The 15644-nt window shown below is 73.1% G+C and carries 8 protein-coding genes; 4 read left to right on the top strand and 4 right to left on the bottom strand.

Translation table 11 applies throughout. The features are described 5' to 3' along the window. The first annotated feature begins 66 nt into the window (after positions 1-66). Entirely contained in the window at positions 67-2331 is a 2265-nt protein-coding gene (locus F593_RS22065) for a RecQ family ATP-dependent DNA helicase (RefSeq protein WP_022927296.1), read from the top strand. Between the two features lie 87 nt (positions 2332-2418). On the opposite strand, the gene F593_RS22060 is transcribed toward F593_RS22065, so the two are convergent. The 4 genes from F593_RS22060 to F593_RS0103055 all read right to left on the bottom strand — a co-directional run bounded on the left by F593_RS22060 (position 2419) and on the right by F593_RS0103055 (position 8785). Beyond that, a complete protein-coding gene (locus tag F593_RS22060) occupies positions 2419-3867 on the bottom strand; it encodes a pyridoxal phosphate-dependent decarboxylase family protein (RefSeq protein ID WP_022927295.1) in 1449 nt (482 codons plus the stop codon). 88 nt (positions 3868-3955) lie between these two features. Next, complete coding sequence (locus tag F593_RS0103070) at positions 3956-5896, bottom strand: glycoside hydrolase family 15 protein (RefSeq protein ID WP_022927294.1); 1941 nt, start codon at positions 5894-5896, stop codon at positions 3956-3958. After that, a complete protein-coding gene (zwf, locus tag F593_RS0103065) occupies positions 5893-7356 on the bottom strand; it encodes a glucose-6-phosphate dehydrogenase (protein ID WP_022927293.1) in 1464 nt (487 codons plus the stop codon). The genes F593_RS0103070 and zwf overlap by 4 nt, the downstream gene beginning before the upstream one ends. 292 nt (positions 7357-7648) lie before the next feature. Beyond that, positions 7649-8785: a hypothetical protein gene (locus F593_RS0103055; RefSeq protein ID WP_022927291.1), complete on the bottom strand. Its 1137-nt coding sequence runs from the start codon at positions 8783-8785 to the stop codon at positions 7649-7651. A gap of 437 nt (positions 8786-9222) precedes the next feature. On the opposite strand from F593_RS0103055, the gene F593_RS0103050 reads away from it, so the two are divergent. From F593_RS0103050 to F593_RS29690, 3 genes are all read left to right on the top strand, one after another. Further along, positions 9223-11571, top strand: a complete 2349-nt coding sequence (locus F593_RS0103050) for an Ig-like domain-containing protein (protein ID WP_157251510.1) — start codon at positions 9223-9225, stop codon at positions 11569-11571. Further along, positions 11571-14729, top strand: coding sequence for a M14 family zinc carboxypeptidase (locus F593_RS0103045; RefSeq protein WP_022927289.1), 3159 nt, complete (start codon positions 11571-11573; stop codon positions 14727-14729). The genes F593_RS0103050 and F593_RS0103045 overlap by 1 nt, the downstream gene beginning before the upstream one ends. A 445-nt stretch (positions 14730-15174) precedes the next feature. Beyond that, positions 15175-15603, top strand: a complete 429-nt coding sequence (locus F593_RS29690) for a hypothetical protein (RefSeq protein WP_157251508.1) — start codon at positions 15175-15177, stop codon at positions 15601-15603. The last annotated feature ends 41 nt before the right edge of the window (positions 15604-15644 follow it).

Here is a 15644-nt window from a genome sequence, read left to right as displayed (position 1 = left end):
GTCGCGGGGGCGTGACGTTGTGCCGTCGGCGCCGGGTCCCGCGGGCGGGCCGGTTACGTTCCAGGGGTGCACGACGCGCTCCTCCGGCTGGCCGCCGTCCTCGCCGATCCCGGGGCCCCCGGAGCCCGAGCAGCGCTCGACGCGGTGCGGGCGGGCTGGAAGGCGCTCCTGCCCGAGGAGCGCGAGGCCCTGACACCGGTGGCGAAGCTCGCGGCGGCGCGCGTGGCGGCCGCCGAGGCCGCGGCCCGGCCCTCGCTCTTCGATCTGCCTGCGGCGGCCGACGCCCCGGCCCCGGCCGCACCGGCACCGGCTCCGGCTGCGACCCCGGCCCCGCCCCTGGCGGCACCGTCGTCGGCCGCTGCCGCCCCGTCCGCGTCCGTCGCCGACGCGTTCCCGCCCGACGCCGGCACGACGTCCCCGGGCGAGGAGGACGAGTACCTCGCCTACCTCGCGTCGCTCGAGGGCGACGCCGGCGATCCCTCTGGCTCGGGCTTCGACGGCGGCGACTCGGGGGAGTGGGCCGGCCCGTCGGGCGGCGGCACGTTCGACCCGGTGGCCGAGCACGCCCCGGCGACCCCGGCCGGGCCGGCCCCGGAGCGCCGGCCGCTCGACGACGTCGATCCCGACTCGCTGCTGCACCTCCTCGGTCTCGAGGCGTTCCGCCCGGGCCAGCGCGAGGCCGTCGAGGCGGCGCTGCAGGGGCGCGACTCGCTGGTCGTCATGCCGACGGGGGGCGGCAAGAGCCTCTGCTACCAGCTGCCGGCGCTCGCGGGCGACGACCTGACCGTGGTCGTCTCGCCGCTCATCGCCCTCATGCGCGACCAGTGCGGGCGGCTCACCGACCTGGGCCATCCCGCGGTCATGCTGGCTTCGGGGGGCGACGGCGCGAGCAACCGTCAGGCGCTCGACGAGATACGGGACGGCACCGCGAAGGTCTGCTTCGCGGCCCCGGAGCGGTTCGCGTCCGGCGCGTTCCGCGCCGCGCTGCGTACCCGCGCGATCGCGCTCTTCGTGGTCGACGAGGCGCACTGCGTGAGCGAGTGGGGCCACGACTTCCGCCCGGACTACCTGCGGCTCTCCTCCGTCATCGCCGAGCTCGGCCACCCGCCGGTCATGGCCTGCACCGCGACGGCGACGCCGAAGGTCGCCGACGAGATCGTCTCGCGCCTCGAGCTGCGCGAGGCCACCCGCGTGCGCTCCGGTTTCGACCGGCCCAACCTCTCCTTCGACGTGCTGCCCTTCGACGGCGAGGGCTCCGTCGCCCGCAAGCGGGCCACGCTCGTCGCCGGCCTGGGTGACCCCGAGAACCGTCCCGCCGTCGTCTACTGCGGCACCCGCAAGAGCACGGAGGAGGTCACGGACCTCCTCGTCGCCTCCGGCGTCACGGCCGTCGGGTACCACGCGGGCATGTCCGCCGACGTGCGCGCGAGCCGCCAGGACGCGTTCATGCGCGGCGACGCCGACGTCGTCGTGGCGACGAACGCGTTCGGCATGGGCGTCGACAAGGCCGACGTGCGCTCCGTCTGGCACTGGGCGCTCCCCGGCTCGCTCGAGGCCTACTACCAGGAGGCCGGCCGCGCCGGCCGCGACGGCGCGCTGAGCCGCGCGGTGCTGCTTGCGTCCCGCTCCGACCTCGGACGGCTGGTGCGGTTCATCCGCGAGGCCGAGGTCACCGTGGAGCAGGTAGGCGCCCTCGTGGGCCGGCTGCAGGCGCAGGCGGGACAGGACGGCGAGGTCGAGGCCGACGCGGGGCAGGACCACGACCGGATCGCCCTGGCCATCGCCGAGCGAGCCGGCGCCGTGGCGCTGGCTCCGGGCGGGGGCGGCCGGCTGCGCGTGCGCGTGCTCCCGGGGCGGCTCGACCACGGGCGCGTCGCCCAGATGTGCCGGGCGGCGACGGACCGCCGCTGGCAGGCGTACCGCTCCATCGAGAAGTACGCGGCGGGCGACAACCAGCTCTGCCGCCGCCGCCAGCTGCTCGACCACTTCGGCGACCCGGAGGAGGGCGCGCCCCTCGGCCGCTGCTGCGACGTGCACGACCCGATCGACTGGCTGCCGCCCATCGAGGTCAAGGGCCGCTCGCGCCGCTCGGGTGCCGCCCCGGTCGAGGACGGCCCGCCCGTCTCCGACGACGAGCTCGCGCCCCTGAAGGCGTGGCGCCGCGAGCGCGCGGACGGCAAGCCCGCCTACACCGTCGCGACCGACGCGGCGCTCCGCGAGGTCGTCCGCCGCAAGCCCTCCACCCCGGACGAGCTGTTGGCGATCAAGGGCATCGGGCCGTCGTTCGTCGAGAAGCACGGCCCCGCGCTGCTCGAGCTGCTCGGGGCCTGAGGGCCGAGGCACGCCGGCTGGCACCCGGGCGGAGCCACGCGCGCCGGGCCACGTGAGACGGGCCGCGCGCGCCCGGCCACCCGCCCGTCACTCCGCGACGCGGCAGACCTCGTCGACGATCGCCCGCACGTCGTCGTCCGTGGTGCGGAAGTTCACGAAACACGGGCGGATGGCGGTGCGGCCGTCGACCACGGCCGAGGCGACCCAGACGCGGCCGTCCTCCTGCAGGCGGCGCACGATGCGCGCGTTGTGGTCGTCGATGTCGGTCGTCGGGTCGTCCGGCACGTGCTGGAACGGAACGACGGAGAGCGGGGGCGGACCGCAGAGCGGGCGCAGCCGCGGGTGGGCGTCGACGAGCCCGTGCAGCAGGCGGGCCTGGGCGAGGTTGCGCTCGATCGCCCCGCGGAAGGCGTCGGCCCCGTGCACGCGCAGGGCGAGCCACAGCTTCAGCGCCCGGAACGGCCGGGAGTACTCCAGCGTGCGGTCCACGGCGTTGGGGTGCTCCTCCTCCTCGAGCATGTACGACTTGTCGTGGGCGAAGGTGGCGCGCAGGACGTCCGGGTCGCGCACGAGCACCGCGCCGCACGCCTTGGGGAGGAACAGCCACTTGTGGGCGTCGACCGACAGCGAGTCCGCCCGTGCCAGCCCGCGGAAGAGCGGCGCCGCGGTGGCGGTCGCCGCGGCCGGCGCGCCGTACGCGCCGTCCACGTGGAGCCAGACCCCGCGCTCGGCGCACACGCCGGCGAGGGCGTCGAGCGGGTCGACGGCGCCCGTCAGCGTCGTGCCGGCGGTGGCGACGACCGCCATCGGCAGAACGCCCGCGGCCCGGTCGGCGTCGATCGCGTCGGCCACCGCCCCGGGGTCGACGCCGCGGTCGGACCGCAGGGGGAGCGCCCGCACCGCGTCGCTGCCGATCCCGAGCAGCTCGACGGCACGCACCACCGAGGCGTGGGTTTCGACGGAGCAGTAGACGCCGACCCGGCGGCCGGCGAGCCCCGACGTGCGCACGTCGGGCAGGAGCCGCTGGCGGGCGGCGGAGAGCGCGGTCAGGTTCGAGACGGTCCCGCCGCTGGTGAAGTGCCCGTCGACGGCGGGGAACCCCACGAAGGACGCGAGCCACGCGACGGTCTGCCGCTCGATCTCGCTCGCGGCCGCCGACCAGGCCGCCAGGTTGATGTCGAAGGACGACACGAGGGCGTCGGCGAGCACCCCGGTCTCGAGCCCCGACCCACCGACGAACCCGAAGTACCGGGGGCGGGCCTGCGCGATGCTGCTGTCCAGCACGTGCATCGCGTCGTCGACCGCGGTGGCCAGCGGCATGCCGTGCGCCGGCAGCCCCTCGGCGAGCAGCCCCCGCAGCGCGTCGTCGATCGGCGGCTGGTCGGGCCGTGCGGTCCGGAACCCCCGCCAGGCCGTCGCCAGCTCCTGCGAGAGCCGGCCGAGGGCGATGGCGTCGTCGCCGCTCAACCCGAGGGCGGGCGGCACGTGGCCGGGCGGGACGGGGGCGGGCGGCTTCAGGTCGGGGGATCCCTGCATGCCCCCGAGCCTAGGGCCGCCGCACCGTGTCGTCGGGGCCGCGCCGGCGCCGCGGCGCGCCACCCGTGGCGGGCCCCGCGGCGCCGCCCTACCCCAGCGCGCGGTCCAGGTTGTAGGCCGCGCTGATCAGCGAGAAGTGGGTGAACGCCTGGGGGAAGTTGCCCAGCTGCTGGCCCGTCAGGCTGATCTGCTCGGCGTACAGGCCGAGGTGGTTGGCGTACGTGAACATCTTCTCGAGCGCCAGGCGCGCGTCCTCCAGGCGGCCGGCGCGCGTGAGCGCCTCGACGTACCAGAAGGAGCAGATCGAGAACGTGCCCTCGCCGCCCTGCGCGCCGTCCGGCGAGGCCTCCGGGTCGTAGCGATGCACGAGGCTGTCCGAGACGAGGTGCTCCTCGATCGCCTCGAGCGTCGAGAGGAACCGCGGGTCCTTCGGCGAGCAGAACTTGACCATCGGCATGAGCAGCACCGAGGCGTCGAGGACCCCGTCGGCGTAGTGCTGCACGAACGCCCCGCGCTCGTCGCTCCAGCCGCGCTCCATGATCTGGCGGTAGATGTCGTCGCGCACCGACGTCCAGCGCGTCAGGTCGGCGGGCAGGCCGCGGCGGCGCGCCATCCGCACCATCCGCTCGATCGCCACCCAGCACATGAGCCGGGAGAACACGTGATCCTGACGGCCGCCGCGGGTCTCCCAGATGCCCTCGTCGGGCTGGTCCCAGTGCTCGCACAGCCACTCGACCACGCGCGTCAGGTCCTGCCACGTCTCCCACGAGACGGGGGTCCCGTACTTGTCGAACAGGTAGACGGAGTCGATGAGCTCGCCGTAGACGTCGAGCTGCAGCTGGGTGGCCGCACCGTTGCCGATCCGGACCGGCTGCGAGCCGGCGTAGCCCGCGAGGTGGTCGAGGGACTCCTCGGCCATCGCCTTGTCGCCGTCGATCCGGTACATCGTCTGCAGCGGGCCGGAGTCCGCGTCGTCGTCGGCCTCGTCCGACGCGCGGAAGCGGTCGGTGAGCCAGCCCATGAACGCGTCGGCCTCCGCGGTGAACCCCAGGCGGATCAGCGCGTAGATCGTGAACGCGGCGTCGCGCATCCACACGTAGCGGTAGTCCCAGTTGCGCTCACCGCCGAGCTCCTCGGGCAGGCTCGTGGTGGGGGCCGCGATGATCGCGCCCGTCGGCTCGTAGGTCAGCAGCTTCAGCGTCAGCGCCGAGCGGTGGATCATCTCGCGCCAGCGCCCCGTGTACGTCGAGCTGGCGAGCCAGTCGCGCCAGTAGTCCACGGTGTGCGCGAACAGGGGCTGCGCGCCCTCGGGACGGTGGGCGTCGGACTCCTCGTCGGGCCGCACGACGTGCAGGACGAACGTCGCCTCCTCGCCCTCCTGCAGCGAGAACGTGCCGGTGGCGTCGCGCTCGCCGAGCTCCAGCGGCACGCTCGACCCCAGCGCGAGGTCGAGCCCCGGGCCGCAGAAGCGCGCGCCGTGCTCGTCCTCGCGAACCTCGTGCTCGCCGCGCGCGTAGTCGAAGCGCGGCGCCACCGTGGTCTCCAGGTCCATCGAGCCGCGGACGCAGACGACGCGCCGCACGATCCGCTGGCGGTGCTCGACGCGGTGCCCGAGGTCGTCCGCGTCGGCCGATCCCCCGCCGCCCGTCGAGCGGTGCAGCGGCATGAAGTCCTGGATCTCGACGACCCCGTGCTCCGTCAGGAAGCGGGTGATCAGGACGTTGGAGTCCGGGAAGTAGAACTGGTTCGTTCCCGACACCGTGCACGTCGGCGTGAGCGCCCACGACCCGCCGTCCTCGGGGTGCAGCAGCGCCCCGAACACGCTCGGCGCGTCGAACCGCCCCGCGCAGAACCAGTCGATCGTGCCGTCCGTGCCGACGAGCGCGGCGGTGCGCAGGTCGCCGATCAGCCCGTGCTGGGCGATCTCCAGCGGCGGGGCGGTGGGGCCGTCGGGGTCCTCGTGCGGGACGGGGTCCTCGTGGCTCGCCGGATCCTCGGCCCGGGCCGGGGCGTCAGGTGCCGGGCTCACGCGTCGGATTCCGGCAGACGCCAGCCCCGCGGGCCGGGCAGCTCGAGCGCGGCGTCGGGACCCCACGTGCCCTGGGCGTACGGCTGGGCCTCGGGCGGCGCCTCGAGCACCGGCTGGCAGACCTCCCACAGCCGCTCGATCTCCTCGGAGCGCGTGAACAGCGTGTGGTCGCCCTGCATCACGTCGTGGAGCAGCCGCTCGTACGCCTCGAGGCCGTCCGCGCCCGCGAACGCCTGCTCGATGTCGAGGTTCAGCGACGCCCGGCCGAGCTCGAGCACCGGGCCGGGGACCTTCGCGAGCAGGTCGATGGCGATCTTCGGGTCCTCCGAGAGGTCGAAGACGATCTCGTTCGGGCGCTGCTCGGCGGCCGAGCCCTCGCCGTCGTCGTGCAGGGGGAACATGCGCAGCGGCGGCTCGCGGAACCCGATCGTCACCTTGCGGCCCGTCGCCGCCATCGCCTTGCCGGTGCGCAGGTAGAACGGGACGCCGGTCCAGCGCCAGGTGTCGACGTGGACCTCGAGCGCCACGAACGTCTCGACCTTCGACTCGTCGTCGACGTCCTCCTCGTCGCGGTAGCCCTCGTACTGGCCGAAGACGACCTGCTCCGGGTCGAGGGGGCGGACGGCCTCGAAGAGCTTCGCCCGCTCGGCGTGCAGGGCGTCGGCCTCGAGCCGGACGGGCGGCTCGAGCGCCACGAAGCCCAACAGCTGCAGCAGGTGGGTGACGATCATGTCGCGGAACGCGCCCGTGGACTCGTAGAAGCCGGCGCGACCCTCGATCGTCAGCTCCTCCGGGACGTCGATCTGGACGTAGGCGATGTGGTCCCGGTTCCAGATCGGCTCGAACAACCCGTTGGCGAACCGGAACGCGAGGATGTTCTGCGCCGCCTCCTTGCCGAGGAAGTGGTCGATGCGGAAGATCTGCTCCTCGTCGAGGACGTCGTGGAGCGCGTCGTTGAGCTCCTTCGCGGTGTCGACGTCGGTGCCGAACGGCTTCTCCACGACCAGGGCCGCGTTCTCCGCGATCCCGGTCTTCCCGAGCATGCCGACCATCGGCTGCATCGCCTGCGGCGGGACGGAGAGGTAGACCAGCCGCTGCCCGCCGGCGCTCATCTCGTCCTCGGCCTGGCGCACCGCCTCGGCCAGGTCGTCGCCGTCCTCGTCGGAGGAGACGACGAAGGAGAGGCGCTGGGAGAACGTCTCCCAGTGCTCGTCGTCGAGCTCCTTGCGCCCGAACTCCTGGAGCGCCTCCTTCACCTTGTCCCGGAACTCGTCGTCCGAGCCGGGGGAGTGGCGGCCGGAGCCGATGATGCGGAAGTCCTCCGGCATCAGGCCCGCGAGCATCAGGTGGAAGAAGCCGGGGTAGAGCTTGCGCTTGGCGAGGTCGCCCGTGGCACCGAAGACCACGATGACGCGGTCCTCCGGGCGCTCGGGCGGGCTGGTCGGGTCCTGGGGGGCCATGCGTGCCCCTGTGCCCGGTCGGCGGGTGTGGGAAGCGGCGAGCCCGGGAACGGCCGCCGGGGCTCCCGGGAGCGTGGCGGCGTGAGCGCGCTCGACGGCCTGCGGCCGGAGCACAGGCAGCAGGCGACGCTGCGCGCGCTCGGTGCTCCAGGTCCTGACGCTCGACGGCGACCGCATCGTCGAGATCATGGGCCTCGTCACGCCGGCGCTGTTCCCGCGCTTCGGCCTGCCGACGGAGCTGCCGGCGTAGGGGGGCGTCGCGTCCGGGCCGGGCGGCCCGGACGCGACGCCGTCAGTCCGGGAGGTCGAAGTAGCCGTCGCCGCCGAGGACCAGCCCCTCGCCGACCGGCTGCAGGGTGCCGTCGTCGTTCATGTACTGCCCGACGGTCTCGATGCGCTCCGTGCCGTCGGCGAACGCCAGGCGCAGAGTGCGGTCCGCACGCACCTCGTACGTGCCCTTGCTGTCGTCCGGGACCACCGCCCAGTCGCCACCCCCGCCGGTGCCGGACGAGACGGCGCCGCGGATGAACGTCCCGTCGGGCCGGAACGTCAGGTCTTCTCGGTAGGTGTTGCAGTAGAGCGACGGGCAGAGGCCGGTGGAGCTCGCGTGGGTGACCTCCGTGTCCCAGCGCGTGCCCGCTGGCGGGGCACCGAGCTCGAGGTGGGTGACGCCGTCGAGCACGAGCGCCCGACCCTCGAGGGTCGCGGGCATCCCGTTGATCTCCAGCCTCCCCGCGGAGGGGTCGTAGGCGTAGGCCCGGCACGCCGGATCCGCCGGGGTACACGTGGGCCAGGCGCTCCCCGTGGCCTCGACGTGCACCAGGTCGGGGCCAGTGAAGTAGAGGCTGTGGCGCTCCGTGGTGAGGCCAGGACCGAGGGTCGCGGTCCAGAAGTGGCGCCCCGTGAGCGGCGGCGGGGCCGGCGCGGGCGGCGGGGCCGGCTTGGGCACGGGCTTGGGCGTCGGCTTCGGCGTCGGCCCGAAGGCGAGGCGGCCCGTGCCCACGGCCTTGCCCTTGCGGGTGACCTTTACGGTCACCCGGCCGGCGGTCGGGCCGGTCGCCGTCCGGCGCAGCCGCACGGCGACCCGCGCGCTCCCGCGGGCCTTCAGCGCCTTCATCGCGCGCGTCGTCGTGCCGCGCTTGGCGCCGACCACGGTCACGACCACGCCCTTCGGGGGCCGCACCGACAGCGTCAGGCCCGTGAGCCGGCGCTTCGTCGCGTTGCGGACCGTGACCGTCGCCTTCGAGGGGCTCGTCGACAGGGGCTTCGCGACCGGCGTCATCGACACCTTCACCGCCGGTGCCGCGGCGGCCGGGGCCGGGGCCGCGCAGACGACGCCGACGATCAGGGCGGCGGGCAGGCCCCACCGGCGGGGACGGGGGCGCGGCGTCGACCCGGGGGCGCGGGTCGGCCGTGAAGGCGGGGTCATGCGGGGGCTCCTTGCGGAGAGGGCGGCGCCGCTGCGGACGCCGCAGACCGGGCGGGTTCCCCGGCCAAGATACTCCCGCCCCGGGGCCCCGACAACCCCCGGGTCGGGCGGCGTCGGGGACGCGGTCCGCGGCCGTCCACCGGCCGTCGCACCCGGGAGCGGTCCCCCGCGCGCGGCGGCGTCTCGCGGGGCACGCGGGACGCCCCCAGGTGCCCCGGACGGCGTACACCGAAGGGCTGGTTGTACAGACGGTCTTCGGGGACCCGCAAGGCTTGTACGGCCGGGGGGTGGACGGGCGCTCATCTGCGGTTTAGGTTCGCTGTGCGCCGGATCACGTTGCCCGCGACGCACCCGCAGCACCCCGGGCGACCCGGCGGCTCCGACGTGGGGGCCACGGCTCGTGCGGGCATCTCGAAGTCCTTCGACAGGAACACGCCTTGAGCAATCACGTCGTGCGGCCCAGCGTCGCACTGGTGGCGGTCATGGGGAGCCTCGCCTTCACGGCGTCGGCGGGAGCGGCGACGCTCGCGGTCGACGACGACGGCGCGGACTGCCCCGCCGCCCCCTACACGTCCATCCAGGCCGCGGTCGACGCCGCGGCCCCCGGCGACACGGTCACCGTCTGCGCGGGCGCCTACGCCGAGGGGACGGGCCAGGTCGGCACGAACGCGCTGACGATCACGAAGAGCCTGACGCTGAAGGGCGCCGGGGCCGACCTCGTGTCGATCTCGCCGAGGGCCTCGTCGCCCGTGGGCGGCCGGATCATGGAGGCCACGCCCGACCTGCGCAACGGCGTCGGCGACATCGTCGCGGTCGTCGGCGGGCCGACCCGGCCGATCACGGTCGACATCAGCGGCGTCACGGTCGACGGCTTCACGCCGGAGCGTAAGCCCGTCGCGGTCGAGGCCGGCATCGTCTACCTCGACGGCAAGGGCTCCATCACCCGCAGCCGCGTGACGAACACCGTGACCTCCGAGGGCGCGTCGGCGTTCGATCTGCCCGGCGGCTACCGCGGCACGCAGCCCGGCGTGGGCATCGTCCAGACCTCGGCGGCGCGCACCGCTCCGGGCGACGGCACGCGCACCCTGGCGATCGAGCTCACCCGCGTCGACAAGTACAACCGCTACGGCATCCTCATCGACGGGGCGACGAACGACGCCCCGCCGCTCACGCCGTCGGGCACGATCAACCGCGGCCAGATCAGCGCCTCGCAGGTCGTCGGCCGCACGCAGTGCGCCGACTTCGCGGCCACGGGCAACTGCTCCGCCGCCGTCGTCGGGCCGGTCACGACGGGGCCGCTGTTCGGTCAGGACGGCATCCGCGTGACCGCCGGCGCCCGCGCCCAGATCGCGGACTCCCAGATCTCGCAGAACCTCGTCAACGGGACCGGCGCCCCGACGCGCGAGACGCTCGGGGCATCGCCCACGCCGGGCACCAACAACCAGAACCTCCCCCTCGGTGCGGGCATCCGCCTCGTCGGGGCGTACATGACCACGGCGCCGGTCTCCAGTGGCCTGGAGCGCACGTACAACACGTCGCTGACCCGGTCGAACGTCGTCGACAACGCCTACGGCGCGATCAACGTCGCCGCGGACGGGACGACGGCCAACACGGGCGTCGGCAACGTCTTCCGCGCCGAGAACAACTGGTGGGGGCTGCGCATCGCGACGCCGTCCGACCTCAACGCCAACCCGGGCCCGCTCGTCTCGCCGACGAACAACCCGATCTGGCCGGAGAACCCGGTCAACGGCACGGCCGTCGCCGACGGCGCGGGCACGACCTCCTCGGCCGTCGACTTCTTCCCGTACCGCAACGGCGTGCAGTCCGATCCCGACAGCGGCCAGTTCGCCGTCGCGGACGCGGGCATGCCGATCGACGACGCGGCGCCGACCGGTGTGACGATCGCCGCCGGCTCGTCGACCGTCGCCCCGGGCGGGACCGTCGAGCTGACGGCCACCGCCATGGACGACTTCGGCATCAAGCGCGTGCGGTTCTCCGACGGCGGCACCGTCCTCGGTGACGTCGCCAAGCCCGCCTACGCGCAGTCCGTCGCGATCCCGGCCACGGCCGAGTGCGGCAGCACGCGCAGCTTCTCGGCGCTCGCCACCGACTCGCTCGGCCAGAGCACCCGTAGCGACGCGGTCGTCGTGACGGTCGCCTGCGCGCCGCCGACGACCCCGACCACGCCGACGCCCCCGACCACGCCGGTTCCGGTCGCGCCGACGATCGCGTTCAGCTCCAAGCCCGTGACGATCAAGGGCTCCGCCACCGTGCGCCTGGCCGTCAATGCGCCCGCCGGCGTGCGGCGCGTCGAGGTCCGCCTCGGCGACCGTCTCGTCTGCGCCGACCTGAAGGCACCGTTCGTCTGCACGGTGAAGGCCACCGGCGCCGACGTCGGCGCTCAGGCCCTCACGGCGACCCTCGTCGACCAGAACGGCTCCACGGCCGTCGCGTCCACGAGGGTCACGGTCGCGAAGTTCGCGGCCAAGGTCCGCCTCACGGTCGCGAGGAAGGCGGTCAAGGGCGGCAAGGTCCGGCGCACGGTCCGCGGCACGCTCGTGCTGCCGGCCGGCGTCACGAAGGCCCAGGGCTGCCGTGGCACCGTCACGGTGACCATCAAGCGTTCCGGCCGGGCGCTCCTCAACCAGCAGGTCAAGGTCTCGAAGGCCTGCACGTTCTCCCGCTCCGTCACCGCCTCGCGGTCGAAGCAGCGGTTCACGGCCGGCGCCCGCTTCGGCGGCACGGCCGTGCTGAAGACCGCATCCAGCTCCCGGAGGTTCTCCTGATGTCCCGTCGCATCCAGGCCGCGCGGGGACTCCTCGCGCTCGCCGCCACCGCCGTGCTGGGGGCGGCCGCGCTGCCCGCGACGTCCGTTGCGGCCGAGACGACGCCGAGCTGCCCGGCCGGCGTCACCTACGACCCCGGCATCAAGTCGTGGGACCAGTACTACGCCGACAACCACAACCCGGAGGCCGTGCGCAAGCTCGGCCAGGGGATCGGGCAGCCCGGCGGCGGCCCGACCCCCGGCGGCGTCGGGCCTGACCCGGCCAACCCCATCGGCCGCAACAAGAGCGACATCCTGCTCGAGTACGCGGACTACATCGTGAGCGCGACCGCGGCGAGCCCGCGGGTGCGCGTGGTGAAGAAGCCGATCGGCAAGAGCTCGCTCGGCAAGGACATCGCGTTCTACGTCGTCGGCACGCCGATCAACATCGGCAACCTCGACGGGCCCAGCGGAGACGCAGCCTTCTGGCGTGGCGTGCGCGCGGGCGACATCCCGGAGGAGGAGGGCCTCGAGGGCGCCATCACGCGCCCGGCCTTCGGCTGGATCACCGCCACCCCGCACGGCAACGAGTCCGCAGCCGGCGAGTCCATCGCCCGCCAGCTCTACGAGCTCGCGGCCCGCACGGACTGCGGCAACGTGAAGCGGCTGGTGAACATGGACCTGTTCCTCCAGCTCGTCCGCAACCCCGACGGCCGCGACGCGGTCGCGCGCACCACGGCCTACGCGTTCGACCCCAACCGCGACTTCGGCACCCGGAACTACATCGAGAACGGCGCGTTCATCCCGAAGATGAACGAGTACCCGGCGCTGTACTTCATCGACGCCCACCAGCAGGGCGGCTCGTCGTACTTCTTCCCGCCGAACGAGGACCCGGTCCACCACGAGATCTCGCAGTTCTCGCTCGACACGATCCAGAACAAGATCGGCCCGTCGCTGCAGCGCGCGTTCAACGACACCTCGACGCTCTACGCGAACTACAGCCAGTACGACATGTTCTCGCCGGAGTACGGCGACACCGTCCCCTCCCTGATCATGGGCGCGGCCGGCATGACCTACGAGAAGGGAAACGCCGAGGTCTACTCCAAGCAGGTCTACGACCACTACCTCGCGATCGACACGACGATCAACACGATCGCCAACGACAAGATCTCCACGACCCGCGCGTGGGTGCAGCAGTGGCAGGACGCGGTCCGACAGGGCCAGAACTGCGAGCTGCAGCCGAACAAGCTCGTCTCGCCGCTGCACGACGAGCTGACGCCGATCCCGGCCGACAAGCGCGTCTGCGGCTACTTCTTCCGTCCCGGCGAGCACGCCGGTGACGTGGCGAAGCTCCTGACCGAGATGCAGCAGGTCGGCGTCAAGGTCTTCCGGCTCAACAAGGACACGGCGCTCAGCGGCGTCAAGGAGTACGGCAAGGACGCAGGGAGCGCGACCCTGCCGGCGGGCACGCTCTACATCCCGATGGCCCAGGGCATGAAGCACTGGATCCAGGCCGTGATGGGCGAGAACCCGTTCATCCCGTACCCCTTCTACTACGACATCGTGACCTGGTCCTACGGCATGCAGCGCGGTCTCGCGGGCTCCGGGTTCCTCGTGGACCAGGCGTCCGTCCCGACGGACATGACGCAGGTCGGCACGCCCGACTTCGGCGGCGCCCCGGCGGCGGGCGCGAAGGTCTACGCCTTCGACGCGGACTCGGCCAAGGCGCTCGCGCTGACCGTCGACCTGCTCGACAAGGGCGTCGCGGTCTCGCGCGGCACCTCCGCGTTCGACGCGGGCGGCACGCACTACGAGACGGGCGCGGCGCTCGTCGACGGTGCGTCGCTGCAGGCGAAGGGCGTCGACCTGAACGCGCTGGCGAAGAAGCGGCAGACCCCGGTCCAGGCGCTCGCGTACCGCCCGGTGGCGTCCAAGCCGTTGACGGCCCCGAAGATCGGGCTCTACACCGGCGGCGCCGACATCCCGCCGAACCCGCTCTACCGGGGCAACACCGGCAACCCGTCGCTCGACGGGCACTGCGCCACGACGAACCAGGCGGGCTCGTCGGCGTTCTGCGAGGCGCTGTTCACCCTGCGGGTGAAGGACGACCTGCCGGCGACGACGGTCGTCCCGATCAAGTCGACGGAGATCGCCGCCGGCGCGCTGCGCTCGCAGGGCTTCACCGCGGTCATCAACGCGGGCCAGACGATCTCCGGCCCCGCGGCCGAGGCCATCAGCCAGTTCGTCGCGGACGGCGGCAACTACGTCGGCTACGGCGCGGCGGGGGCGACCACGGGGCGCAACGCCGGCCTGACGTCGCTGGCCACGAACCCGCTCCCGTCGACGATGCGCACGCCGGGCTCGACGTACGACGCCACGTTCGACACCACCGACCCGGTGGCGTGGGGCTTCGACCAGGGCGGGTGGATCTACCGCTCCTCCAGCAGCGATCCGCTGTTCGACCCGGCGACCCTCGCGGGCGGCGGCACCACGCCGAGTGGCGGCACCATCCCGGCGTCGAAGGCGGCCGTGTCCTACGCGACCGACCTCAACTCCGACGCCTCGCTGAAGGGCCAGAAGTACGGCCTCTCCGTGAACGCGACGGGCCCAGGCCTGCTCGACGGCCGTCCCGCCGTCGTCAGCTCGACGCTGGGCTCCGGCCACTCCACGGTGTTCGGGTTCAACCCGTTCTTCCGGGCCTGGAAGGACCAGGACGAGCGGCTCGCGCTGAACGCGGCGCTCTACCCGCCGTCGGCGCTGGCCGAGCTCCCGGCCGAGCCGGCGACGGCCGGCCGGGTCACGGCGGCCGAGGTGCAGGATGCGCCCGCCGCGGTCACGCAGCAGGCGGTCCAGGCCGCGGCCCCGAACGTGCCGAAGTCGGCACTGCCGAAGCCGAAGCAGTCCCGTGGCAAGAAGCAGCACGACGTGACGCGCGACTTCCAGCTCGTCGTCGCGCCGAAGTACCTCGCGAAGCTGAAGAAGGCCGTGAAGGCGGCGAAGCTCCCCAAGAGCCTCCGCTCCAAGGTCTCCTACAAGCAGACGGGCAAGAAGAACAAGCTCGTCACGTTCACGATCAAGAACGCGCGCGGTGACGACTTCCACGACCGCCACGACTGGGTCGACCGGCTCATGCGCCAGGTGAAGAAGCAGGGGGTGAAGCTCAAGGTCGGGCAGCTCTAGGGAACGGTATCCGTCGTCTCGGCGAGGGACCGAGACGACGGATTGCTGGCGAGGGGCCGAGGGCGCGCGGCGTACCGTCGGTTGGTCCCGTTTCGAGGGTGGAACTGCGCTCATCCGGGGGCTCGGCACGGACGCCTTGTACGGTATGGACGTGCGTCTGTGTGCGATTGCCCTGTTGTTCATCCTCGGCCTGGCTTGGGGGGTCCACCCAACACCATCCGAGGCGAAGGGTCGGAGGTGCCCAACGGTGCAGATCGGGGGAGTTCGGCTCGTCGTCGCCACCAGCGGCACCGTCACGTGCAAGCGGGCGTTGCGGGTGGCGCGCCGGTGGTATCGGACGGCGGAGGCCCGACTCGGCGAGGGGCGCCACACTCATGTTGTCCGGACGTCGAAGGGGCGGGTACGCGTATCTGCATCCATCCCCGGGGGTCGGCCATGGTGGCTCGTGCCGGGCGCGATCGCAATCGCCGCTCTTCTCGTAGGCGTTCTCGTGCTGCGGAACACGGCCGGCAGACGAGCGACGCAATCGCTATGGATCGAAACGGCCGCCGATCCTGAGGTTGTCTTCTCCGCTTTCGAGAAGACGATGCGTCGAACCGGCTGGAAGACGGGCGCGAATGCAGAAGGTCGCTGGGGTCAGGCCAAGGCATCTCAGCCATCGCTCCTGCTGGCCGCTTTGGGTGCGGGCGAGTACGAGCTCCGAGGAACATGGGAGATCAAGTCCACAAAGCCCCACCAGGTGGCGAAACCCGCCGCCATCTTGATCCGGCGATGGCTCTTCACGCGGGCGCTCCGGCGCCGCGACCCCGGCCGAACGGTGGAGCGCCGCGACGCGTACGTCGGTTCACTCGCGGAGCGCTCACCTTTCGAGTGAGTGGTCCAGCCAATAGCCGGATCGCCGATCAGGATTGATTT

This window comes from Patulibacter americanus DSM 16676, from assembly GCF_000420025.1.
Lineage (GTDB): Bacteria > Actinomycetota > Thermoleophilia > Solirubrobacterales > Solirubrobacteraceae > Patulibacter > Patulibacter americanus.
Note: the sequence above shows the minus strand (reverse complement) of the source record. Positions and strands in the feature narration are given on the sequence as shown.